We start from the raw sequence: 22,399 nt of genomic DNA, 5'->3' as shown, positions 1-22,399 counted from the left end.
TCAGGTTGTGCAGCACACCGCCGCCGGCCGCTCGGCCGGCAACCGGTTCCAGGCCCTGGGCCCGAACCGGCTGGACGACATCGCCGCGAAGTACGGATTGGATCCGCAGCTCCGTGAGAGCGTCCGCCTGTTCTCCCTGGTCCTGCCCTTCCGGGTCAACGAATACGTTCTCAGTGAACTGATCGACTGGTCGCAACCGGACGCCGACCCGATCTTCCATTTGTTCTTCCCCCAGCCCGGCATGCTCTCCCCCGCCGACGAGGCGCTGCTCACCCGGGCTCGCGACGGCGGCGACCCCGGGGAGCTGGCGCGGGCGATCGCGGGCATCCGGGCCGGGATGAACCCGCATCCGGAGCACCAGCAGGACCTGAACGTGCCCAGCGACCCCGACGGCCCGATCCCCGGCGTCCAGCACAAGTACGAGCAGACGCTGCTGTACTTCCCCTCGGCCGGGCAGACCTGCCACGCCTACTGCACGTACTGCTTCCGCTGGGCGCAGTTCGTCGGCGAGCCGGAGCTGCGGTTCGCCGCGCCCGAGCCGACCCGGACCGTCGAGTACCTGCGGCGGCACCCGGAGATCACCGACGTGCTGGTCACCGGCGGGGATCCGATGGTGATGACCGCCGAACGGCTGCGGCAGCACCTGGCGCCGTTCCTGGAAGTGGAGTCGCTGCAGACGGTGCGGATCGGCACCAAGTCGGTGGCCAGCTGGCCGCACCGGTACGTCACCGACCACGACGCCGACGCCACGCTGCGGCTGTTCGAGCAGATCGCCGAGGCCGGCAAGACCCCGGCGGTGATGGCGCACCTGAGCCACCCGGTGGAGCTGGAGCCGGCCATCGCGCGCACCGCGCTGGCGCGGATCCGCGACACCGGCGCCGTGGTCTACTGCCAGGCCCCGGTGATCGGCCGGGTCAACGACGACGCCGCGGCCTGGGCCCGGCTGTGGCGGGCCGAGCAGCGCGCCGGGGCCGTGCCGTACTACATGTTCGTGGCCCGCGACACCGGGCCGCGCGACTACTTCAAGGTGCCGCTGGCGCGCGCCGCGGAGCTGTTCCGCGACGCCTACAGCACCCTGCCGGGGCTGGCCCGGACGGTACGCGGGCCGGTGATGTCCACGACCGGCGGGAAGGTCGTGGTGGACGGGGTCGCCGAGGAGCCCGGCGGGGGGAAGTTCTTCGAACTGCGCTACCTGCAAGCGAGAGATCCCCGGCTGGTCGGCAGGCCGTTCCGTGCTGTTTACTCAGCAGATGCCGCTTGGATCGACGACCTCGAACTCGTCCCCGGGACACCCGCGGACATCCGCAGCGCGGTCCTGGCCGGGGACGGCGGGGCCGGCACCGACGGCGAGGACTGAGACCCCATGATCGACCAGCCCGAGCCGGTTGCCTATCCTGGGACGATGAACACATCCGGCGCGCGGCCGACCCCGGCCCCGGCCACCTCGGCCACGGTCCGCGAGCTGAACCTGCGCACGGTGTGGCGCGTGATCGGCGAGAACGCGCCGATCTCGCGCGCCGAGATCTCGCGCGCCACCGGGATCTCCAAGCCCACGGTCTCGGCGGTCCTGGAGGACCTGCTGCAGATCGGGCTGGTGGTGGAGACCGCCGACGCCTCGCGCGGCTTCACGTACGGCGCGGTGTTCTTCAAGCCGCGCCCGGAGGCGGCACACGCCGTGGCCTTCGACGTCGGCGCCCGCCACCTGCGCGCGGCCCTGGTCGGCCTGGACGGTGCCGAGGTACTGCGGCGCGACGCCGAGGTCGACGGCCTGGACGCCGACGCCATGGTCGGCGCGGCGGTCCAGCTGGCGAAGGAGCTGGTCAAGGCCGCCGGCGTGGACCCGGCGTCGGTGAAGCACGCGGTGATCGGCGTCCCCGGCGTGGTGGACCGCCGCGACGGGCGCGTGTCGCAGGCCGCGAACGTCAGCGGCATGGAAGGCTTCGCCGCGCGCGAGAAGTTCAGCGCGGCCCTGCAGACCCCGGTCACGGTCGAGAACGACATCAACCTGGCCGCGCACGGCGAGTACGCACGCGGCAGCGGCGGCAGCGCCGACAGCTTCCTGTTCCTGTCGATCGGCACCGGCGTCGGCGCCGGTCTCGTCCTCGGCGGCAACCTGGTGCGCGGCTTCAAAGGCGCGGCCGGCGAGCTCGACAGCGCCTTCGAACCCGACTTCGTCGAGGGACCGGACGGCCTGGAGCCGGAGGTGCCGACGTCGATGGACCCGTGCGCCATGGCGATCCTGCAATACGCGGCGGACAAGCTCCCCGCCGAACAGGACCTGGCCATGGAGCGCGTCTTCGAGCTGGCGCGCGCCGACGACGCCGGAGCGGTCGACGTGGTCCGCGAGGAGGCACGCCGGATCGCGAACTACGTCGCGGTGGCGGCGGCGGTGGTCGACGTGGAGCTGGTGGTGCTCGGCGGCGGCATCGGCCTGAACGGCGACCTGCTGCTGGCCCCGGTGGCCGAGCGCCTGGCGGTGCGCCTGCCGTACCCGCCCCGGCTGGAGACCTCGGCGCTGGGCAGCGGCGCGGTGCTGGCGGGGGCGGCGGCGCTGGCGGCTTCGCTGACGGTGGAGCAGTTGATTCGGGACTACTTCCGGGGGTAGGCGGCGGGCTGGGCTGACCGGAAAACCGGTCGGCGGTACTGCGGCGCACGGGCGGCGAGGCTCGGCGCGGCACCAGCAGCACGCTCGGCGGCAGCACCTGCAAATTGCCTCAGCCTGCGATGCTGAGGCACGGCGAGGCGCGGGGCTGGCGGCCGGTTCGGTTAGTGCTGCCGAACTGCGGCAGCGCGCGCGAGGGCAGGTGCCAGCCTGGCGGCGACCCCAGCCAGCGCCACCGGCGAGCCGTAGCGAGACCTGGCGCGCGCCGCCGAAAGCCCAGCTCAGCGCTGCGGCCGCACAGCCTGTTGCCGAATGTTCGCGAAGAAGACCGCTCGGCCCACTACCCTGCCCGGGTGGTTCAGGAGAACGTCGCCGTCGAGTCCCCGTCGGCCGGGCGCGCGGCGCGCCGGGGTCGGCGCTTTCATGCGCTGATGGTCGCGGTCGTCGCCAGGCTGCCCTTTGGGCTTTCGCGCGTCGTCGCGCCGAGCTTGCTGGGGTTCGCCGTCATCAACGGGTTCACCTTCTCAGTGGACCTCGTGTTGCTGACGCTGGCGCATCGCGTGCTGCACTGGCCGTACCCGGCGGCGGTGACCGTCTCCTACCTCGCTGCGTTCGCGCTGAGCTTCGTGCTGAATCGGGCGTTCAACTTCCGGTCGCATGGCGCGCTCGGGGCGCAGACCACGCGGTACGCGGTGGCCGTCGGGGTCAACTACCTGGTCTTCGTGCTCGGCGTCGGCAGTGGGCTGACGTCGATCGGGGTCGGGTTCGCGGTGGCGCGCGTCGTTTCGGGGCTTGCTGAGGGTGTCTACATGTACTGCGTGATGCGCTGGGTGGTGTTCCGGAACGCCGACGGCCCCTGATCCGCCAGCATCAGGGGCCGCGCTCGCACGCCGCGCGGGCTCAGCCGCCCAGCGTCTCCTGCATCGCCGCGCCGAGGACCGCCGAGCCGGTCATGTCCAGCGCCGGCTCGTTGGTCTGCCAGGACCGGACGTCGTCGGAGAAGCGGCTGCTGTGGCCGGTGAACTTGTTGTACGCGTCCGTCCCGCCGGCCGGGCACTGCTTCATCCCCGTCTGGTACGACCCCAGCCCGCCGGCGAAGTTGCTCGTGTTGTTCGGCCCGTTCATCACCGCGCCGGTGGCGATCGCGCCGGTGCCGGTCAGGCTCCCCGACAGGTTCGCCACCTGGTGCTGCATGCACTTCGGGAAGTTGCTCCCCTCACCGACCATGAAGGCCAGCCCCCAGGCGTTGGCGCCCAGCAGCCAGTCCCGCTGCTCGGTGGCGAACGCCGCGAACGACGTGTCGCCGCTGGCCTGCCGGTACAGCGCTTCCTCGGTCAGGAACCCGAACGTGTGCGCGTCGACGTCGAAGTCGGCGTAGTTGCCGCCGGCGTGGAAGACGTCCGAGGCCGCCTTGCTCGCCGCCGACTGCACCTGACGCTTCAAGTCCGCCGTCAGCGCGGCCCGTGTGACCGCCAGACCCGAGGGGTTCCCCGCGGCGGCGATCGCCTTGATCAGGTCGGCGTGCGCCAGAGCGCTGTTGTCGTAGAGGTTGAACGTGTCGCCGGTGTCCGACGCCAAGTAGTCCTTCGCGTAGGTAGCCGCCTGCGACAGGTACGACGACGAGCTGTGCCCCAGCTTCTGCGCGGCCAGCGCAAGCTCCGCGCCGCCCAACTCCATCGCGTCGTGCCAGATCGGCTCCGGGTAGTACGCGTTCGGCAGCGCCGTGGTCAGCGGGTTCGGCGGCGCGCTGGTGTCGGCCTGGGCGTAGACGGAGGCGGCGGCCTGGTACTCGGCGGCGGCCTGCGTCGGGTTCCCGGCGGCGTCCACCTGCGCGGCCAGGGCGAACGCACCGGCCACCCGCCCGGCGATGTTGGGGCTGATCTTCCCACCTGGGCTCGCCGCCAGGAACGCCGGGCGGTGCGCGGCCGCGTACCGGTCGGCGGTGGCGGTGTCGCCGTCGTCCTTCTGCGGCAGCCGCCACAGGTCGTGGTCGCCGAAGAACGTGCCGGCGGAGTTCCCGGTGCCGATGCCGACCTGCAGCACCAGCGTCTTCGTGCTCTGGTTCCAGGCCTTGTTCAGCCAGGTCTCGCCGTAGTGCGCCTCGGCGGACAGCGTGGCCGGGGCCGCCGAGCCCAGGGCGCGCTGCGCGGCCAGGAGCGTGATGTCGCCGAAGGCCTCGTTGTTGGAGAACTTCAGGTAGTCCCCGGCGTCGAACCAGCCCCCTGAGACGTCGACCGTGCCGCTGAGCTTGGTCAGGTCCGAGCTGGTGATGGTGTCCGAGCCGCCGGCGGCGAACGTCGGCCAGGCGTAGATGCTCGCCGCGGCGTCGTGCAGGTGCGAGGGCTGCCGGTTCAGGGCGCCGGCGATGACGTCCGAGCCGTCGCGCTGGGTCTGGAAGAAGGTGACGCCGTCGGTGACGAGCTTGCCGTACAGCGAGCCGGCGCTGGTCACGGTGAACGACGGCGAGGTTCCCGCGGCGCTGCCGGCGACCTTGATGTGGTACGTGCCCGGGGTCTTCAGACCGCTGAAGACGATCGGGTACACGTCCGGGTAGGCGGTGTTCCACTTGCCGAGGCTGGTCCCGCCGACCTTGCCGGTGAGCACCGTCGCGCCGGCCGCGTTCAGCACCGAGAACGACGCCCCGGACACCACCGCGCCGGTCATCAGGTACGCCTGCTTCACGTCGCCGGCCAGGAACCCGGCCTGGTCCACCCGGACCAGCCCGGTGGTGGCGGCCTGCGCGGGCTGCGACAGGACGGTCGCGGTGCCGACGGTCAGACCGGCCAGGCCGACGGCGGTGAGCGCGGCGACGGCCCTGCGGTGCCGCGCGACGCGTCCGGGCGTGCCGCGGCGGATACGTGGTCGTGCCCTGGAAACCATGGGGTGCCCCCTCATTGGTTAGGAAAGGTTCCTAACGAGACGTGCGGTGAACCTACCCAGGGCACCGCACGCCGTCAAGGGTCTGAATCGGCCCGGAACAGACGGCGCCGCCACGCTAATGTGGACGAAGGCCTGTAAATGAACGATGGGGGTGGACATGGCCGATCACAAGAGTGCCCGGACCAGGGGTGGCCTGGCACTGATCCTGACGCTGCTGATGGTGTTCGCGGCGGCCTGCAAGTCGACCGCCGATTCGAGCTCCGGCTCGGGCTCCTCGGGCGGCTCGGGCGGCTCCTCCGGCGGCACGACCGTGGTCGCCTCTTCGGCGCCGGCCAGTGGTGACGCGCAGAAGATCTGCGGGGCCCCGCCCTGCGTCCGCTTCCTGTCCCGCGGCGACACCAGCACCCTGTCGAACACGGTCTCCGACCACCCGATCCTGAGCACGGTGGCGCTGCACGCCGCGGTGATGGTGCTGTGCGGCGGGATCCTGTGCCTGCTCGGCGAGGGCATCAGCCTGGACTACGTGGCGCACGCGGCCAAGGACGCGGCGAACCAGCACGCGTGCCTGAAGGTGAGCATCCTGCCCGACAATGACAAGTGGAAGCTGATGAGCCTGAGCACGTCGAACCAGAGCCCCTACTGTACGGACTGAGCATGCGCGTTGATCCGTTCGCCATCGCGGTACCCGAAGCCGTCCTGACCGATCTGCGCGAGCGGATCGCCAGGACCCGGTGGCCGGACCCGGCGCCGGGCGATGCCTGGAGTCAGGGCATCGAGCTGGGATATCTGCGGGAACTGCTGGCGTACTGGGCCGACGGGTTCGACTGGCGCGAGGCGGAGCGTGAGCTCAACCGGTATCAGCACCGGGTCGCCACGGTCTACGGGACTCCGATCCACTTCGTGCATCACCGTGGTGGCGGCGCAGGCGGCGCAGGCGGCAACGCGGGCGGCGAAAGCGCCGGCGACCGGATCCCGCTGATCCTCACCCACGGCTGGCCCAGCACCTTCGCCGAGCTGCTGGGCCTGGTCGACCGCCTCGGCGACCGATTCGACCTGGTGGTGCCCTCGCTGCCGGGCTACGTCTTCTCGCAGCGGCCGGCGCGGGCCGGCGTGGACCGGCGGTACGTGGCGGGCCTGTGGCACGAGCTCATGCAAGGGCTCGGATACCAGCGGTACGGCGCGTGCGGCGGCGACTTCGGCGCCGGCGTGGCCACCCAGATGGCGCTGTCGGCGCCCGAGCGCATGATCGGGATCCACCTGAGCACCCCGGAGCTGGCGCCCTACACCGGCCCCGGCTCCGCGCCGCTGACGCCGCAGGAGCAGGCGTACGTCGAGCACGTGGAGCGCTGGGAGCAGACCGAGCGCGGCTACAGCGCCGTGCAGTCGACACGCCCGCAGACCCTCGGCTACGCCCTGAACGACTCCCCCGCCGGCCTGGCCGCGTGGCTCCTGGACAAATGGCGCTCCTGGTCCGACAGCGGCGGCGACCTGGACGCCACCTTCGGCCGCGACGCCCTGCTGACCATGCTGACCCTGTACTGGGTGACGGACTCCATCACCACCTCGATGCGCGACTACTACGACAACCGCTGGCACGGCCTTCCGATCGGCCCCGACGACCACGTGAGCGTGCCGACCGCGATGGCGGTGTTCGCGAACGAGTACGTGCCCGAAGGCGAAGTCCCGCGCTCGTGGTACGAGCGGCTGTACCAGATCCAGCGCTGGACGGTGTTCCCGCGTGGCGGGCACTTCGCGGCGATGGAGGTGCCGGACGTGCTGGCCGCCGATATCGGCGAGTTCTTCGACGGGCTGCGGTAGGCAGGTTCGCAGGACCTGAGCATCAAGTTGTTCAAAACCGGCCGGTCGATCATGCTGTACGGCGTGCTCACGGTACGGATGAACGATGCGGCGGCGCGATCGCTGGGCCCTGACTTCCCACTGGGCGAGGCGCCACCGGCCAAGGCGCCCCGGCTGCACCAGCTGCTGGCCGAGGGCGTCGTGCGGCGCGACGAGGTGGTCGTACTCGCCAGACACCGCGATCAGGCCGGCGGCGCACCCGGCGGCTTCGACGACCTGACCGGCTGGGAGTGCGGCACCAACAGCTTTCACCTCGACGACGTCATCCCGGTCGAGCGCCGCTTCCGCGCGGACGGCGAACCCGTGATCGGCGAAGCGGATCAGACGCTGCTGCTACGACACGGGCTCTGGTTCGCCGTGCGCGTGGCCCACCTGGCGGCCGCGTTGGAAGCCCCGGTGCCGGTGTGCTGCATCGTCGGTACGAACAGCACCGGCGGCACGTTCCGCCTGCACCGCGCGCGGCCCGGCCAGAACTGGCTGGCCGCAGATCTCGACGGCTACGCCACCGAGAAGATCATCGCGGTCGACTTCTCCCCCGCCGAGCACCATCCATCCTGAAGCCGGGGCCGGATCCGGCGGGGGAACCGGCCCCGACGGCTGGGATCAGGCCCCCGCGGCAGCCAGGGCCTGAGTAAACGACGCCGCGACGTCGCCCGAGGTCGGCACATTCCACTGCGTACCGTTGATGAACACCGACGGGACGCCGACGAGCTTGCCGGAGCCGTACTCGGCGGCATACGTGCTGTCGATCGAAGCGCCGTACGGCTGCGTCCGCACGCAGTCCTCGAACGTCGGGCTGTCCAGCCCCGAGATGGTCTTGGCGATGCTGATCAGCTCGTTGGGATCGGCGAAGGCATCGGTGCTCTCGCTCGGCTGCGCCGCGAACAGCGCCTCGCGGTACGGCTGGAACTTGAACGCCTGCAACGCGCAGCTGGCGGCGTTGCCGGCGGCCAGCGAACCCTTGCCGCCGGTGTTGTGGTCGATCAGGTCGACCGCGTGGAACTCGACCTTGATGCTGCCGGATCCGAGCTTGGACGAGATCACCGGCTGGATCTGGTCGTACACCTGCTTGCACACCGGGCAGCGGTAGTCCTCATAGATGACGACCCGCACTTTGCCGACGCCGACGATCACGGTCGCGTCCTTGCCGGCAACCGACCCCGGTCCGGACGCCGATGCCGACGCAGGCGCCGACGCACCGGAGGACGGCGCGGCGGACGTGTGGCCGACAGCAGCGGAACTGGCAGTACCGGTGGCACCGGTGGCACCGGTGGCACCGGAATGCGCACCGCTCGGCGCCGCGCCGGACGCCCCGCCGATCCCCGAACCCGCCCCGGAACTCACCGCGACCCCGGCACCCGGCCCGGTCGCGGGATCGGTTCCCACGCCGGTGTCGGACCCGCTTCGGGATCCGGTGGCCGAGCCCGCTTCGGTGCCGGACCCGGCGCCCGCGCCGTTATTGGTCGTGCCCTGCGACGCGCAACCCGCCATCAGGACACCGGAAAGTATCAACACAGCTAGTCTCCCCCTCATGGCAGGCCATGTTAGAGGGCAGACAGCCAATTATCACAGCACAGCGCGAATTTCGCGGACGCGATCCAGGGAACCGGCGACGTCGCTCAACAAACGCTGCGCGCAGTCGTAGAACCCAGGGTCCTGCGAGCGCTGCTTGCGGCGGAGGAATCCCGCCGCGGATACGGACGCATCCGGGGCCATGGGGAGCGCCAGGGCCAAAAGCAGATGTCCGGTGCAGATGTGGTCGTCCTGCCGGACCCGAGCGATGGTGGCCGCCGCTATAAGAGTCTTATAGCTGCCGAAGGTGTACGGAATGTGCCCCTCGGGCATGGGCACCCCGCTACCGAGCCGACGCACGGCCTTTGCGTGAACCCGCTCGACATCGATCTCGATCGGCGGCGTCGCCCGCTGTCCGTGGTGTTCATGACGGAGCACCCCGACCAACAGGTGCGCCGTTCCCATGTACGGATGCCCCAGGTCCCTGGCCATCTGTTTGGCGTCGAAAAGCGCCCGCTTGGCGGCCGTCTCGTACAAGCCGTAGCTCTTCAGTACTTCTTCTTTCACATCGGACATCGCACTGAACCCTCGACCGTGACCAGGACGCCGGACGGCGCCAGGCGATCATGCCATGCCGCTCGCCCGGCGCCGTCATCGGCCCTGTTCAGAGCCGTCCAGAGCCCTCTCCAGAGCTCCCCGGACCTACTCGATCCGCTCCCCGCGCTCCGCCTTCACGATCAGTGACTGCGGCACCGCGAACCGCTCCCCGTACTTCTCGTGCAGTTCCTTGGCGCGCGCCACGAAGCCGGTGACGCCGCCGTCATAGCCGTTGATGTACTGGATCACGCCGCCGGTCCAGGCCGGGAAGCCGATCCCGAGGATCGAGCCGACGTTCGCCTCGGCGACCGAGCGCAGCACGCCCTCGTCCAGGCAGCGCACGCTGTCCAGCGCCTCGGCGAACAGCATCCGCTCCTGCATGTCCTGGAACGGGATCCCCACGTGCGGCGGGAACGCCTCGCGCAGGCCCGGCCACAGCCCGGTGCGCTTGCCGTCCGCGTAGTCGTAGAACCCGGCGCCCGCCGAACGTCCGCCACGGCCGAACTCGTCGACCATGCGGTTGATCACGCTTTCCGAGCCGTGCTCGACCCAGTCCTGCCCGGCGGCGGCGCGCGCCTCGTTGCGGATCTTCTGCGGCAGCGTGAGCGTCAGCTCGTCCATCAGCTGCAGCGGCGGCGCCGGGTAGCCGGCCTGGGAGCCGGCCTGCTCGATGGAGTTGGGCCGCAGGCCCTCGTTCACCATCGCCATCGCCTCGTCCAGGAAGCGGCCGATCACCCGGGAGGTGAAGAAGCCGCGGCTGTCGTTGACGATGATCGGCGTCTTCTTGATCTGCCGGGCCAGGTCGAAGGCCTTGGCGATGGCCGCGTCGGAGGTCTGCTCGCCGACGATGATCTCCAGCAGCGGCATCTTGTCCACCGGGGAGAAGAAGTGCAGCCCGATGAAGTCCGCCGGCCGATTGACGGCCTGCGCCAGGCCGGTGATCGGCAGCGTGGAGGTGTTGGAGCCCAGCAGTGCGTCGGGGGCGACGACGTCCTGGATCTCGCCGAAGACCTTGCCCTTGAGCTCCGGGGACTCGAAGACGGCCTCGATCACCAGGTCGGCACCGGCGGCGTCGGCCGCGGTGGCGGTCGGGTGGATCCGGGCCAGGACCGCGTCGGCCGCCTCGCGGGTCATCTTGCCGCGCGCGACCGCCTTGTCCAGGATCCCGGCCGAGTACGCCTTGCCCTTCTCGGCGGCCTCGACGCTGACGTCCTTCAGCACGACCTCGATCCCGGCCCGCGCGCAGACATAGGCGATGCCGGCGCCCATCATGCCCGCGCCGAGCACCGCGACCTTGGTGGCCTGCCACGGCTCGTACCCCTCGGGCCGCGAGGCGCCGTTGGTCACCTTCTGCATGTCGAAGAAAAACGCCTGCGTCATGTTCTTCGCCACCTGGCCGGTGACCAGCTCGACGAAATACCGCGCCTCCACGGTCAGCGCGTTGTCGAAGTCCAGGCGCGCGCCCTCGACGGCGGCGGCCAGGATGTTGCGCGGCGCCGGGTAGTTCGCGCCCTTGAGCTGCTTGCGCAGGTTCGCCGGGAAGGCCGGCAGGTTCGCCGCGAACTTCGGGTTCTTCGGGTCGCCGCCGGGGATCTTGTAGCCGGGGACGTCCCAGGTCTGCTTGGCCTCGGGGTTGGCCAGCACCCAGGCCTTCGCGGCGGCCAGCATCTCCTCGGGGGTGGCCGCGACCTCGTGGACCAGGCCGTGCTCGAGCGCGGCGTTCGGCTTGTAGCGCTGGCCCTGAAGCAGGACCTTGAGAAGCGCGTCGGTGATGCCGAGGAGTCGCACCGAGCGCACGACGCCGCCGGCGCCGGGCAGCAGCCCGAGGGTGACCTCGGGGAAGCCGATCTCAGAGCCCTTGGCGTCCAGCGCGACGCGGTGGTGGCAGGACAGCGCGATCTCCAGGCCGCCGCCGAGCGCCGCCCCATTGATCGCCGCGGCCACCGGCTTGCCCAGGGTCTCCAGGCGCCGCAGCAGGGCCTTGATCTGCAGGTTGCGCGCCATGATGTCGGCGGCGTCCTCGGGCCGGGCCTGGATCAGCTCATTGAGATCGCCGCCGGCGAAGAAGGTCTTCTTGGCGCTGGTGACGATGACACCGGCGATCTGGTCCTGCTCGGCCTCCAACCGGTCCAGGACCGGTCCCAGGGCCTCGATGAACGCCCGGTTCATGGTGTTCGCCGACTGGCCGGGCGCGTCCATGGTCAGGGTGACCACGTTGTCGGCGTCCCGCTCCCAGCGGATGTGGTTCTGCTCGCTCATGTTCCTCGTCCCCGCCCTCAGACCCGCTCGACAATGGTGGCGATGCCCATACCGCCGCCGACACACAAGGTGACCAGACCACGGCGCAGGTCCCGGCGTTCCAGCTCGTCCACGATCGTGCCGATCAGCATCGCGCCGGTGGCGCCCAGCGGATGGCCCATCGCGATCGCGCCGCCGTTGACGTTGACCTTCTCCAGCGGCAGACCGGCGCCCATGTCGCGCACGTAGCGCAGCACCACGCCCGCGAACGCCTCGTTGATCTCCACCAGGTCGATGTCCTCGATGCCCAGACCCGCCTTGGCCAGCGCCTTCTTCGAGGCCGGCGCCGGACCGGTGAGCATGATGGTGGAGTCCGCGCCGGAGACCGCGGTGGCCAGGATGCGGGCCCGCGGCGTCAGGCCCGCGGCCTGCCCGGCGTGCTCGTTGCCGACCAGGACCAGCGCGGCACCGTCGACGATGCCGGAGGAGTTGCCGGCGTGGTGGACGTGGTCGATCTTCTCGACCCAGTGGTACTTCTGCAGCGCCACGGCGTCGAAGCCGCCGAGGTCGCCGATCGCCTCGAAGGAGGGCTTCAGGCCGGCCAGGGTGTCCACGGTGGTGCCGGGGCGGATGAACTCGTCCTCGTCCAGGATGGTCAGGCCGTTGCGGTCCCGGACCGGGACGACCGACTTCTTGAAGTGGCCGGCGGCGCGAGCCGCGGCGGCCAGTTCCTGGGAGCGGACGGCGAACTCGTCGACGTCGGTGCGCGAGAAGCCCTCGATCGTGGCGATCAGGTCGGCGCCGATGCCCTGCGGGATGAAGGAGATGTCGTAGGCGGTCTCGGGGTCCTCGAACCAGGCGCCGCCGTCGGAGGCCATCGGCACGCGGGACATCGACTCGACGCCGCCGGCCAGGATCAGGTCCTCGCCCAGGCCCGAGGCGACCTTCTGCGCGGCGGTGTTCACGGCCTCCAGGCCCGAGGCGCAGAACCGGTTGAGCTGCACTCCGGCGGTGGTGTCCGGGAGCCCGGCGACCAGCGCCGAGACCTTGGCTATGTCCGAGCCCTGCTCGCCGATCGGGGAGACCACACCGAGGATGACGTCCTCGATCAGCGCGGGGTCCAGGTTCGGGTGGCGGGCCTGGATCTCCTCGATGAGGCCGACCATCAGGGAGATCGGCTTGACGGTGTGCAGCGAGCCGTTCTGCTTGCCCCGGCCGCGCGGTGTCCGGATCGCGTCGTAGACGTACGCGTTCGACATCGCTGTTCCTTTCTTTTCGTCTGTCCTGGGCCCGGTCCGCTACAGCGAGCGGGCGATCAGTTCCTTCATGATTTCGTTGGCGCCGCCGTAGATGCGTTGCACGCGGCCGTCGGCGAAGAGCCGCGCGATGGGGTACTCGAGCATGTAGCCGTAGCCGCCGTGCAGCTGCACGCAGCGGTCGATGACCTCGGTCTGGCGGTCGGTGATCCAGTACTTGGCCATGGAGGCGGTGGTGGCGTCCAGGCCGCCGTCGAGGTGCTTCTCGACGCAGTCGTCGAAGAACACCCGGGCCACGCGCGCGATCGTGGCGCACTCGGCGAGCTCGAAGCGGGTGTTCTGGAGCTTGAACAGCGGGCGGCCGAAGGCTTCGCGCTGCTTGGTGTAGGCCACGGTGTGGTCGACGGCGGCTTCCAGCATCGCCATGCCGGCGGCGGCGACCAGCAGCCGTTCCTGCGGGAGTTGGACCATGAGCTGGATGAAGCCCTGGCCCTCGACGCCGCCGAGGAGGTTCTCCGCCGGGACGCGCAGGCCGTCGAAGAAGAGCTCGGCGGTGTCGGTGCTGTGCTGGCCGACCTTCTTCAGGACGCGGCCGCGCTGGAAGCCGGGGACTTCGTGGCCGAGGTCGCCTACCTCGGCGACCAGCAGAGAGACGCCGTGCGCGCCCTGGGCCGTGTCGGTCTTGGCGACGATGACGATCAGGCCGGCGGTGTGGCCGTTGGTGATGAAGGTCTTGGCGCCGCTGATGACGTACTCGTCGCCGTCGCGGACCGCTTTGGTGGCGACGTTCTGCAGGTCCGAGCCGGTCCCGGGCTCGGTCATGGCGACCGCGCCGACCAGGTCGCCGGCGGCCATGCGCGGCAGCCACCGGCGCTTCTGCTCCTCGGTGGCGTAGGCGTTGATGTAGTGCGCGACGATGCCGGCGTGCACGATGATCGCCATCGCGCCGGCGCCGGTCCGGATCTGCGCCTCGATGATCGCGACCTCGTGCGCGAAAGTGCCGCCCCCGCCGCCGTACTCCTCGGGGATCGACGCGCACAACAACCCGATCTTGCCGGCCGCCTGCCACATGTCCTTGCTGGGGAAGCCCTGCGCCGCGAACTCCTCCTCCCGCGGCAAGGCCTCGTTGGTGAAGAAGGACGTCGCCAGCTCCCGCAACGCCTCCACGTCATCGCTCGCCCAGGACGACCTGCTCATCTGCGGCTCCATATCTGCCGAGGCCCACCGCCTAACGGCGATTAACATCGCGCGCCCGGCCCACCGGTGTCAAGAGCACCGCGAGCATCAGTCCCCGCAACCGGGCGGCGAGCCCGGGGCGCTCCAGCAGTCGGCGGGTCCGCGCGGTGTCGTTGACTACGGCGAACGCCGCGAGGACGCGGATCCGGATCTCCTCGGCCGACGCCGCGGGATCGGTTGAGGCCAGGAGCGCGGCCCAGTGCGCGGCATAGGCACGCTGGAAGCGGCGGGTCTCGGCGCGGTCGCGGTCGGGGAGGTTGTGGCCTTCGGTGAAGTAGGCGGCGACGAGGTCCCGGGAGGTGAGGACGGTGGTGACGTAGCGGGTGGCCAGGTCGGTGAGGGCGGTTAGGGCGGCGAGGGCGGCGGTGTCGTGCGCGGCGGCTGGTTCGGCGGCGGCGGCTGATTGGTGAGGCTCGGCGGCCGAAGCCACGACCGATTCACGCGCGGCGCCGGCGGCCATCGCAGCCGCACTGTCGGCGAGATCCCGCCGCAACCGCTCCCCGATCCGCTCCGTGATCGTCCGCAGCAGCTCAGCCTTCCCCGCGAAGTGGCTGTAGACGCTCGGCCCGGCGATCCCCGCCGCCGCCCCGATCTCGTCGAGCGTCACCTCGTGATACCCGCGATCCCAGAACAGCCGCGCCGCCGCCGCGAGGATCAGCTCCTTCCGGTCTCCCGTCGCCGGCTCGTCGGGCCTGTCATCCTCCTCCACCTCGCCGAACTCCACCGCCGCCACATCCATCGCGATCCCCGCCAGCAGCTCCTCGAACGCCGCGCGCGGCAGCCGCACGCGGTGGTCCGAGATGCTGCCCATCACGCTCATCGCCGCCCACGACACCAGCTCCGCGTCCGCCGGTTCCAGCTCCGGTCGCAGCAGCCGCAGCTCCGCGACCGCGGCGTCCGAGGCCTGGCCCATCCGCTTGGCCAGTTCGGCGGCGTCGTCGGGGGCCAGGTGGCGGTACTCGCGGCGCCACATCACGCCGAACTCCGGGCGCCGGATCACGAACGCCGCCAGGTCCCGGTAGGTGCGGCGCAGCCGCTCGGCCGGGTCCGAGGTGCCGGCCAGGTCGGCGGCCACGACCCGGGCCATCTCGTCGAAGCCCGAGCGCACCACCTCGGCGAGGATCGCCTGCTTGCCCGGGAAGTGGCGGTAGATCGCCGGCCCCGACAGGCCCGCGGCCGCGGCGATGTCGCCGACGGTCACGTTGTGGTAGCCGTCGCGGGCGAACAGGCCGGCGGCGATCGCCGTCAGCTGGTCGCGGCGTGCGCTGGTCCGCGGGGTCCGGGTCGTCATGCCGCCAGCTTGATCCCGGGCTGCCGCCGCTGACAAGGCCGCGCCCCTCGGGCTTCGGCGCACGCCGGGCTTCAGTGCCCGCCGGCTTTCAGTGCCCGCCGGGCTTTCAGTGCCCGCCGGCGTCGATCACGGCGACGTCGGCCAGGTGCGCCCGGATCCGCTCCACCGGCAGCGCCACCGCCTTGGCCCAGTAGTAGATCACCAGGCTCAGCACCGCGACCACGACCAGCGACCACCACTCGTTGAACCACGGGTGCTTCATCGGCCCGAACGCGCTGGTCCAGACGATGATCCCCATGGCCAGCAGGTACGGCAGCAGCCACTGCGCCGCGCGCAGCTCCAGCGGCGGGTGCGCGGGGTTCAGGTGGAAGATCCGGGAGATCGCCAGCAGCACGTAGCCGATCACGATCGCGACCCCGAGCCGCCAGTCCGTGGACCAGCCGGCCCACAGGATGATGTAGTTCGCCACGATGAACGCGAACGGCGCCAGCACCTCGCCGGCGCGCAGCCGGTAGGGACGCTCGACGTCCGGCAGCTTCTCCCGGAACACGCCGAAGGCCAGCGGCGCGCCGGCGTACATCAGCACGCTGGCGGAGGTGATGAACGACACCAGCTGCTGCCAGCTGGGGAACGGCAGGAAGCAGATGCAGCCGACGACGAAGGCGGTGAGCATCCCCAGCCACGGCACGCCGCGCTTGGTGACGTACTCGTACTGCACCGGGACGTAGCCGTTCTTGCTCAGGCCGTAGGTGATGCGCGAGGTCGACGTCGTGTAGATCAGGCCGGTGCCGCCGGGCGAGATGATCGCGTCGATGTACAGGATGGTCGCCAGCCAGCCCAGGCCGACCAGCGTCGCCAGCCCCGCGAACGGCCCGCTGATGTTCTTGTAGTCCAGGTGCGCCCACCCGGCGGCGAAGCTCGCGGCCGGCAGCGCGGCGATGTAGACCACCTGCAGCAGGATGTAGATCGCGGCGCCGATCAGGATGGACAGGATCGTCGCGCGCGGGATGTCGCGCTTGGGGTTGCGCGACTCGCCGGCCAGCTGGATCGCCTGCTCGAAGCCGAGCAGCGCGAAGATGATGCCGGAGGTCGACACCGCCGTCATGATGCCGTGCGCGCCGAAGGGCATGAAACCGCCGCCGGACTTGGCGGTGAAGTTCGAGCCGTGGAAGTGCGTGAACGCCAGCACGAAGATCGTGAACAGCGGCACGCCGACCTTCCACCACGTCGCGGCGTTGTTCACGGCGGCCAGCTTCTGGATCCCGAGGAAGTTCACGGCCGTGAAGACCGCCATCAGGAAGATCGCGACCAGCTCGCCGTAGCCGGTGAGCGTGCCGTCCTTGTGCTGCCAGCTGTCGGCCCACGTGTAGTGCTGCGCGTAGCCGATCATCGCCTGCACCTCGATCGGCGGCACGGTCACCGCCTGCAGCCAGGTGAACCACCCGAACGAGGCCCCGGCGGCGCCGCCGAAGGCGTAGTGCGGGTAGCGCGCGGTGCCGCCGGCGACCGGGAACATGCCGCCGAGCTCGGCGTGCACGAACGCCAGCGCGATGATCGCCACCGCGGCGATGCCCCAGCTGATCAGCGCGGCCGGGCCGGCCGCGACCAGCGCCTTCTGCGCGCTGTACAGCCAGCCCGAGCCGATGATCGAGCCTTCGGAGGCCCACAGGAGGCCGATCAGGCCGATGTCGCGCCGCAGGTGGGTCGAGTGGTTTCCGGACGCCCCGGGGGCCGCGTCTTGTACCGCCATAGTCGGGGTGTGGTCCGAAAGGGTGCTTTTGTAACCTTTCTGCGCCCGAACGGGTCACCCCGGGCTACCCCGGGCGTCCTTAGCTTGTCAGGACGGTGGCGCCAGCGCCGCGTACTCCTTGGCTTCGGCGGGATCGTCGACGTCGCGGGCTCGCAGCGCGAGGTCCCGGCATTCGGGCAGGGTGCGTGCGCTCAGCGAGGCGTGCACGGCGGGGACGGCGGCAGCCGTCATCGACAGCGACGTCACCCCCAGCCCGACGAGCACCGCGGCCAGCCCCGGATCAGCCGCCGCCTCGCCGCAGACGCCCACCGGCTTGCCCGCCGCGCGCCCGGCCTCCGCAGCCAGCGCTATGAGCTCCAACAACGCGGGCTGCCAGGGGTCGAGCAGGTCGGGCAGGCGGCCGTCCTGGCGGTCGGTGGCCATCGTGTACTGGCCGAGGTCGTTGGTGCCGATGGAGAGGAAGTCGAGGTGCTGGAGGAGGCGGGAGGCGCGCAGTGCCGCGGCGGGGATCTCGATCATGGCGCCGACGTGCTCGAGGCCGTGCGCGCGGGCCTTCGCGGCGAACTCCGCGGCCTCGGCCGGCGTGGCGACCATCGGGGCCATGACCCAGACCTCGCAGGTGGCTTCCGCTGCGGCCGCGGCGATCGCAGCGAGCTGGTCGTCCAGGACCTCGGGACGCAGTCGCGCGGTCCGCAGGCCTCTGACGCCGAGCGCCGGGTTCTCCTCGTCGGGCAGGCCGAGGAACGGGAGGGGTTTGTCGGCGCCGGCGTCCAGGGTGCGGATGACCACGCGGGTGCCGGGGCCGGGGAAGGCGTTGAAGAGCTCCAGGTAGGCGGCGTGCTGTTCGGCGATGGAGGGGGCGTCCTTGCGTCCGAGGAACAGGAACTCGGTGCGCAGCAGGCCGACGCCTTGGGCGCCGGGGCGGACGTCTTTGAGGGAGCCGATGTTGAGGTAGAGGGATACGGGGTGGCCGTCCTTGGTGTGGCAGGGGCCGAGGTCGGCGAGGTTCGTTTGGGTTCGGGTACGGACGCGCGGCGCGGTGTCTGCCAGCGGCTCCACGCCGACGGTGACGGTGCCGGAGGTGCCGTCGACCGCGACGACGGTCCCATCGGCGATCTCGGTGACGCCGGCTGCGGCGACGATCGCCGGAATCCCGAGGCCACGCGCGAGAATCGCGGTGTGGCTGGTCGGCCCGCCGCGCTCGGTGACGATGGCGAGGACCTGCTCAGGGTTCAGGTTCGCGGTGTCGGCGGGTGCGAGATCGGCGGCCACCAGCACGAACGGATGGCCGGGATCAGGGATGCCGGGGATCGGGCGGCCGAGAACGGTCGCCACGGCCCGGTCACGCAGGTCTTCGAGATCGGCGGCACGCTCGGCGAGGTAGCCGCCGGCTTCACGCAGCAGCTCGGCCTGCGCATCAAAGGCACCGGTGAGGGCATGCGCGGCATCGGTGCCGGAGGCGATGCGCTGCTCGAGATCGGCGCCGAGCGTGGGATCGACGGCCATCATCGCCAGCGCCTCAAGGATCTCCTTCGCCTCGCCGGCCACGCGCCCGGCCCGGACGGTGAGGTCGGCGGCAACGGCGCGCACGGCCTGCCGCGCCGAGGCCAGTTCCGCGGCCGGGTCGGCGACCAGGTGCGGCGGGGGGAGAGGGGCCGGGGCGGTCATGCGCACGACCGGACCAGTTACCGTGCCCGCGCTCACGCCGACACCGGTGAGTCGCCGCGCATCGCCGACCTGCCCCGCACCGGCACCATCGAGCGCCGCCCGCCCGGCGGCGCGGGCCGCCGCAGCCGCGGTCGCGCTCGTGCCGGCCACGCCGCCGGCCAGCCGCTCAGCCATCCTGCCTCTCCCCCTCCTCGTCGAGGTTGCGGGCTATCAGCTCCGCGAGGGCTGCGACCGAGGCTTCGGCGCCTTCGCCTTCGGCCTCGAGGGTGACCTCGGTGCCCTGCTTCACCCGTTGGGCCAGGACCGCGAGGATGCTGCGGGTGTCGATCGGCGGGCGGTCGCCGACGCGCAGGCGCACCGTCGCCGGCTGTTCGGTGGCCGCCTGTACCAGCAGTTTCGCCGGGCGGGCGTGGAGTCCGCTGGTGGATCCGACGACGACGGTGCGCTCGACCATGTTTGCCTCTCCTTCGGTTCGGCGGGACTTTCTCAGGGTTCGATGGTGACCTTGATCGCCTCGCCCTTGGCCACGATCTGCAGTCCGTCCAGCACCCGGTCCAGTGGCAGCCGGACCGAGATCAGGTCCTTCACTGGGACTTCGCCGGTGGCGATCAGTTCCAGCGCGCGGGCGTTGTGCGCGGGTGAGGATCCGTTGGCGCCGACGATTGTCAGCTCGCGGTAGTGCACCAGGTTCGAGTCCAGCGTGATGGTCGGCTTGTCCTTCGGCAGGCCGCCGAAGAAGCTGATGCGGGCGCGCGGGGCGGCGATCTGCAGTGCCTGCTCCTGGGCCGCTCCGGCGGCGGTGGCCGTGATCACCACGTCCGCGCCGCGGCCGTCGGTGAGCTTGCGGACCTGCTCGATGATGTCGCCGTCCTCGGCGCACACCGTGTCGTCGGGGTGGACGAGGTCCGCCGCCAGCTGCAGGCGTTCGCGGTTGACCTCGATCATGATGATCCGCGCCGCGCCGCGCGAGCGTGCCAGCCGGACATGCAGGCAGCCGATCGGTCCGGCGCCGAACACCGCCACCACGTCACCCGGACCGACTCCGGCCAGCTCCTGGCCGTTGAGGACGCAGGCCAGCGGCTCGGTCACCGACGCCTCGTCGGCGCCGACCCCGTCCGGGATGCGGTTCATCCCGTCCACCGCCAGCACGCTCGGGGGCACGACCATGAACTCCGCGAAGCCGCCCTCGTACTGGTAGCCCATCGACTCCTGGTTCAGGCACACGGTCTGGTGCCCGCGCGCGCACTCCTCGCAGGTGCCGTCCGGGATCGCGGCGATCACCTGCACCCGGTCGCCGGCCGCCCAGCCGGTGACGCCGGCGCCGATCTCGACGATCTCGCCGGCGATCTCGTGCCCCATCACGCGGGGCGGGCTGATGCGGAAGTGTCCGGAGCGGAAGATCTTCAGGTCCGTTCCGCACATCGAGCAGGCCAGGACCCTGATCTTCACCTCCCCGGCGCCGGCGGTGGGCTCGGGGACCTCCTCGATCCGGACGTCCCCGGGTCCGTGGAACACAGCGGCCTTCATACGTTCTCTGCCTCTCCTGCCGGCTGGAGCAGCCGGATCACTTCGTGAGCGGTTGTTGCCCGGTGCAGTTGTTCGGCCCGCTCCGGGTCCATCAGGACCTCGGCGAGCTCGGCGAGGATGTCCAGGTGCCGGTCGCCGAGGGCGGCGATCGCCACGCACGTCGACACCTCCTGGCCCTCGCCCCAGTCGACGGGTTCGGCCAGCCGCAGCACGGCCAGCGCGTCGCGCCGGACGTACTTCTTGCCGGCGGCCGTGGAGTGCGGGATCGCCACCCCGGCGCCGATGTAGGTGGAGATCTCGTCTTCGCGCTCGCGCATCGCCGGGACGTAGTCCTCGGTGACGGCGCCGATCGCGACCAGCAGCTCCCCGCACTGCCGCACCGCGTCGTAGCGGTCGGCGGCCCGCGCCCCGAACCGGACGGCCCGCTCGGCGAGCAGGCCGTCAGCGGTGTCAGACATCGATGGTGCCGCCTTCCTTCACGGCTTTGACGACCTTGTTCACGGCCGGGTCGCCGAGGAAGATCTGGAACGTCACCACCGGCTTGCCCGGCGCCGAGGCCCGGGCCCGCTCGGCCAGGCTCTGCTGGGTCAGGATCAGGTCGGCGTCGGCCGGGATGGCCGAGACCTGCGCGTGCTCCACGGTCACGCCGGTGTTCTTCAGCTGCCGCTTCAACGTGCCGGCCAGCATCACCGAGGACCCCATCCCGGCGTCGCAGGCCACGATGATCTTCTTGATGTCCGAGGCGGACAGAGTGCTCATGCCGTCGCTCCTTCAGGTGAGGACTGCGCGGGGACGGCATCGGACACGCCGGACGCGCCGCCCGCTTCTTCGGCCGATTCGGCCGATTCAGCCGCTTCGTCTTCCGGCTTCTCACCACGTCCGAACCCGAGCAGGACCGAGCCCACGACGAACGACACCGCCGCCGCGACCACGACCCCGGCCAGCACTCCGAAGTAGCTCCCGCGAGGGGTCTCGGTGAGGTAGGCGAAGATCGAGCCCGGCGAGGGCGAGGCGACCAGGCCGGCACCGGTGACGGAGAACACTGAGATACCCGCGAACCCGCCGGCGATCGCGGCCAGGATCAGCCGCGGCTTCATCAGGATGTACGGGAAGTAGATCTCGTGGATGCCGCCGAGGAACTGGATGACGATCGCGCCGGGGACCGTCGGGCGCAGCGCACGCGGGCCGAACAGCAGGTACGCGCACAGGATGCCCAGGCCCGGACCGGGGTTGGACTCCAGCATGAACAGGATCGACTTGTGGTGCACCGCGGACTGCGCCACCGCCAGCGGGTCCAGCACGCCGTGGTTGATGGCGTTGTTCAGGAACAGCACCTTCGCCGGCTCGATCAGGATGCTGACGAAGGGCAGCAGGTGGTGGTTCAGCACCCAGTTCACACCGGAGCCGGCCCAGTTCGTCACATGGTTCACCGCCGGGCCGATCGCCCACTTGCCCAGCACCGCGAACCCGCCGCCGATGATGCCCAGGGAGAAGTTGTCGACCAGCATCTCGAACCCGGCGCGCAGCCGGTCCGCGGTCAGCTTGTCGAACTGCTTCAGCACCCACGCCGAGGCGGGACCGGCGATCATCGCGCCGAGAAACATCGGCACCGAGGACCCGACCACCACGCCGACGGTGGCGATGGCGCCGATCACCGCGCCGCGCTGGCCGTGCACGAGCCGGCCGCCGGTGTAGCCGATCAGGATCGGCAGCAGGTAGGTGATCATCGGCGTGACCAGCTCGCCGAGCGACTTGTTCGGGGTCCAGCCGGTCGGGATGAACAGCGCCGTGATCAGGCCCCAGGCGATGAACGCGCCGATGTTCGGCATCACCATCGAGGCCAGGAACGAGCCGAACTTCTGGACTGTGGCCTTCAATCCGGTGCCGGTCGGAGCCGGCGTATAAGCCATCGAAGACATCGCGTCCTCCTAGGGACGTCAAGCGAATCGTTGGGGGTTGGTTCCTCACTTGTCGTGCGGTGGTGC

General features: G+C 70.8%; 20 protein-coding genes. 6 read left to right on the top strand and 14 right to left on the bottom strand.

Going from position 1 to position 22,399, the window contains the following annotated elements; genetic code table 11:
* Positions 1-7 precede the first annotated feature (7 nt).
* The 3 genes from ABH920_RS17010 (at position 8) to ABH920_RS17000 (ending at position 3,462) form a co-directional block, all read left to right on the top strand.
* A complete protein-coding gene (locus tag ABH920_RS17010; RefSeq protein WP_370349968.1) occupies positions 8-1,357 on the top strand; it encodes a KamA family radical SAM protein in 1,350 nt (449 codons plus the stop codon).
* Between the two features lie 45 nt (positions 1,358-1,402).
* Positions 1,403-2,605 (top strand): ROK family protein, encoded by a 1,203-nt coding sequence (locus ABH920_RS17005; protein ID WP_370349967.1) that lies wholly within the window; start codon positions 1,403-1,405, stop codon positions 2,603-2,605.
* Positions 2,606-3,033: 428 nt separating this feature from the next.
* Complete coding sequence (locus tag ABH920_RS17000; RefSeq protein ID WP_370350282.1) at positions 3,034-3,462, top strand: GtrA family protein; 429 nt, start codon at positions 3,034-3,036, stop codon at positions 3,460-3,462.
* Between the two features lie 40 nt (positions 3,463-3,502).
* On the opposite strand, the gene ABH920_RS16995 is transcribed toward ABH920_RS17000, so the two are convergent.
* Positions 3,503-5,482, bottom strand: coding sequence for a glycoside hydrolase family 9 protein (locus ABH920_RS16995; RefSeq protein ID WP_370349966.1), 1,980 nt, complete (start codon positions 5,480-5,482; stop codon positions 3,503-3,505).
* A 157-nt stretch (positions 5,483-5,639) separates the two neighbouring features.
* Between ABH920_RS16995 and ABH920_RS16990 the strand changes: the two genes are divergently transcribed.
* The 3 genes from ABH920_RS16990 to ABH920_RS16980 all read left to right on the top strand — a co-directional run bounded on the left by ABH920_RS16990 (position 5,640) and on the right by ABH920_RS16980 (position 7,897).
* Positions 5,640-6,134 carry a hypothetical protein gene (locus tag ABH920_RS16990; RefSeq protein WP_370349965.1) on the top strand — a complete coding sequence of 165 codons (495 nt, stop codon included), beginning with the start codon at positions 5,640-5,642 and terminating at the stop codon, positions 6,132-6,134.
* Between the two features lie 2 nt (positions 6,135-6,136).
* The gene (locus ABH920_RS16985) at positions 6,137-7,300 is read left to right on the top strand and encodes an epoxide hydrolase family protein (RefSeq protein ID WP_370349964.1); all 1,164 of its coding nucleotides are present in this window, start codon (positions 6,137-6,139) and stop codon (positions 7,298-7,300) included.
* Positions 7,301-7,363: 63 nt separating this feature from the next.
* Entirely contained in the window at positions 7,364-7,897 is a 534-nt protein-coding gene (locus ABH920_RS16980) for a hypothetical protein (protein WP_370349963.1), read from the top strand.
* Positions 7,898-7,942: 45 nt separating this feature from the next.
* On the opposite strand, the gene ABH920_RS16975 is transcribed toward ABH920_RS16980, so the two are convergent.
* The 13 genes from ABH920_RS16975 to mtlA all read right to left on the bottom strand — a co-directional run bounded on the left by ABH920_RS16975 (position 7,943) and on the right by mtlA (position 22,333).
* Positions 7,943-8,830: a DsbA family protein gene (locus ABH920_RS16975; RefSeq protein ID WP_370349962.1), complete on the bottom strand. Its 888-nt coding sequence runs from the start codon at positions 8,828-8,830 to the stop codon at positions 7,943-7,945.
* Positions 8,831-8,905: 75 nt separating this feature from the next.
* On the bottom strand, positions 8,906-9,427 hold the full coding sequence (locus ABH920_RS16970; protein WP_370349961.1) for a Clp protease N-terminal domain-containing protein: 522 nt from the start codon (positions 9,425-9,427) through the stop codon (positions 8,906-8,908).
* Positions 9,428-9,553: 126 nt separating this feature from the next.
* Positions 9,554-11,707, bottom strand: a complete 2,154-nt coding sequence (locus ABH920_RS16965; protein WP_370349960.1) for a 3-hydroxyacyl-CoA dehydrogenase NAD-binding domain-containing protein — start codon at positions 11,705-11,707, stop codon at positions 9,554-9,556.
* Between the two features lie 17 nt (positions 11,708-11,724).
* Positions 11,725-12,945, bottom strand: a complete 1,221-nt coding sequence (locus tag ABH920_RS16960) for an acetyl-CoA C-acetyltransferase (protein WP_370349959.1) — start codon at positions 12,943-12,945, stop codon at positions 11,725-11,727.
* A gap of 39 nt (positions 12,946-12,984) precedes the next feature.
* The gene (locus tag ABH920_RS16955; RefSeq protein ID WP_370349958.1) at positions 12,985-14,139 is read right to left on the bottom strand and encodes an acyl-CoA dehydrogenase family protein; all 1,155 of its coding nucleotides are present in this window, start codon (positions 14,137-14,139) and stop codon (positions 12,985-12,987) included.
* A gap of 31 nt (positions 14,140-14,170) precedes the next feature.
* Positions 14,171-15,469, bottom strand: coding sequence for a TetR/AcrR family transcriptional regulator (locus ABH920_RS16950; protein ID WP_370349957.1), 1,299 nt, complete (start codon positions 15,467-15,469; stop codon positions 14,171-14,173).
* A 106-nt stretch (positions 15,470-15,575) separates the two neighbouring features.
* Entirely contained in the window at positions 15,576-17,219 is a 1,644-nt protein-coding gene (locus ABH920_RS16945; protein ID WP_370349956.1) for an APC family permease, read from the bottom strand.
* Between the two features lie 87 nt (positions 17,220-17,306).
* Positions 17,307-19,061, bottom strand: coding sequence for a phosphoenolpyruvate--protein phosphotransferase (gene ptsP / locus ABH920_RS16940; RefSeq protein ID WP_370349955.1), 1,755 nt, complete (start codon positions 19,059-19,061; stop codon positions 17,307-17,309).
* Complete coding sequence (locus tag ABH920_RS16935; RefSeq protein ID WP_370349954.1) at positions 19,054-19,341, bottom strand: HPr family phosphocarrier protein; 288 nt, start codon at positions 19,339-19,341, stop codon at positions 19,054-19,056. Before ABH920_RS16935 ends, ptsP begins: the two co-directional genes overlap by 8 nt.
* Positions 19,342-19,373: 32 nt before the next feature.
* A complete protein-coding gene (locus tag ABH920_RS16930) occupies positions 19,374-20,414 on the bottom strand; it encodes a zinc-dependent dehydrogenase (protein WP_370349953.1) in 1,041 nt (346 codons plus the stop codon).
* A complete protein-coding gene (locus ABH920_RS16925; RefSeq protein WP_370349952.1) occupies positions 20,411-20,872 on the bottom strand; it encodes a PTS sugar transporter subunit IIA in 462 nt (153 codons plus the stop codon). The genes ABH920_RS16930 and ABH920_RS16925 overlap by 4 nt, the downstream gene beginning before the upstream one ends.
* Positions 20,865-21,173, bottom strand: coding sequence for a PTS lactose transporter subunit IIB (locus ABH920_RS16920; protein WP_370349951.1), 309 nt, complete (start codon positions 21,171-21,173; stop codon positions 20,865-20,867). The genes ABH920_RS16925 and ABH920_RS16920 overlap by 8 nt, the downstream gene beginning before the upstream one ends.
* Positions 21,170-22,333, bottom strand: a complete 1,164-nt coding sequence (gene mtlA, locus ABH920_RS16915; protein WP_370349950.1) for a mannitol-specific PTS transporter subunit IIC — start codon at positions 22,331-22,333, stop codon at positions 21,170-21,172. The genes ABH920_RS16920 and mtlA overlap by 4 nt, the downstream gene beginning before the upstream one ends.
* Positions 22,334-22,399: the final 66 nt, after the last annotated feature.

Origin of the sequence: Catenulispora sp. EB89, assembly GCF_041261445.1 — a bacterium.
GTDB lineage: Bacteria > Actinomycetota > Actinomycetes > Streptomycetales > Catenulisporaceae > Catenulispora.
The sequence above is the reverse complement of the archived record's forward strand: the minus strand, read 5'-3'. Positions and strand labels throughout refer to the sequence as shown.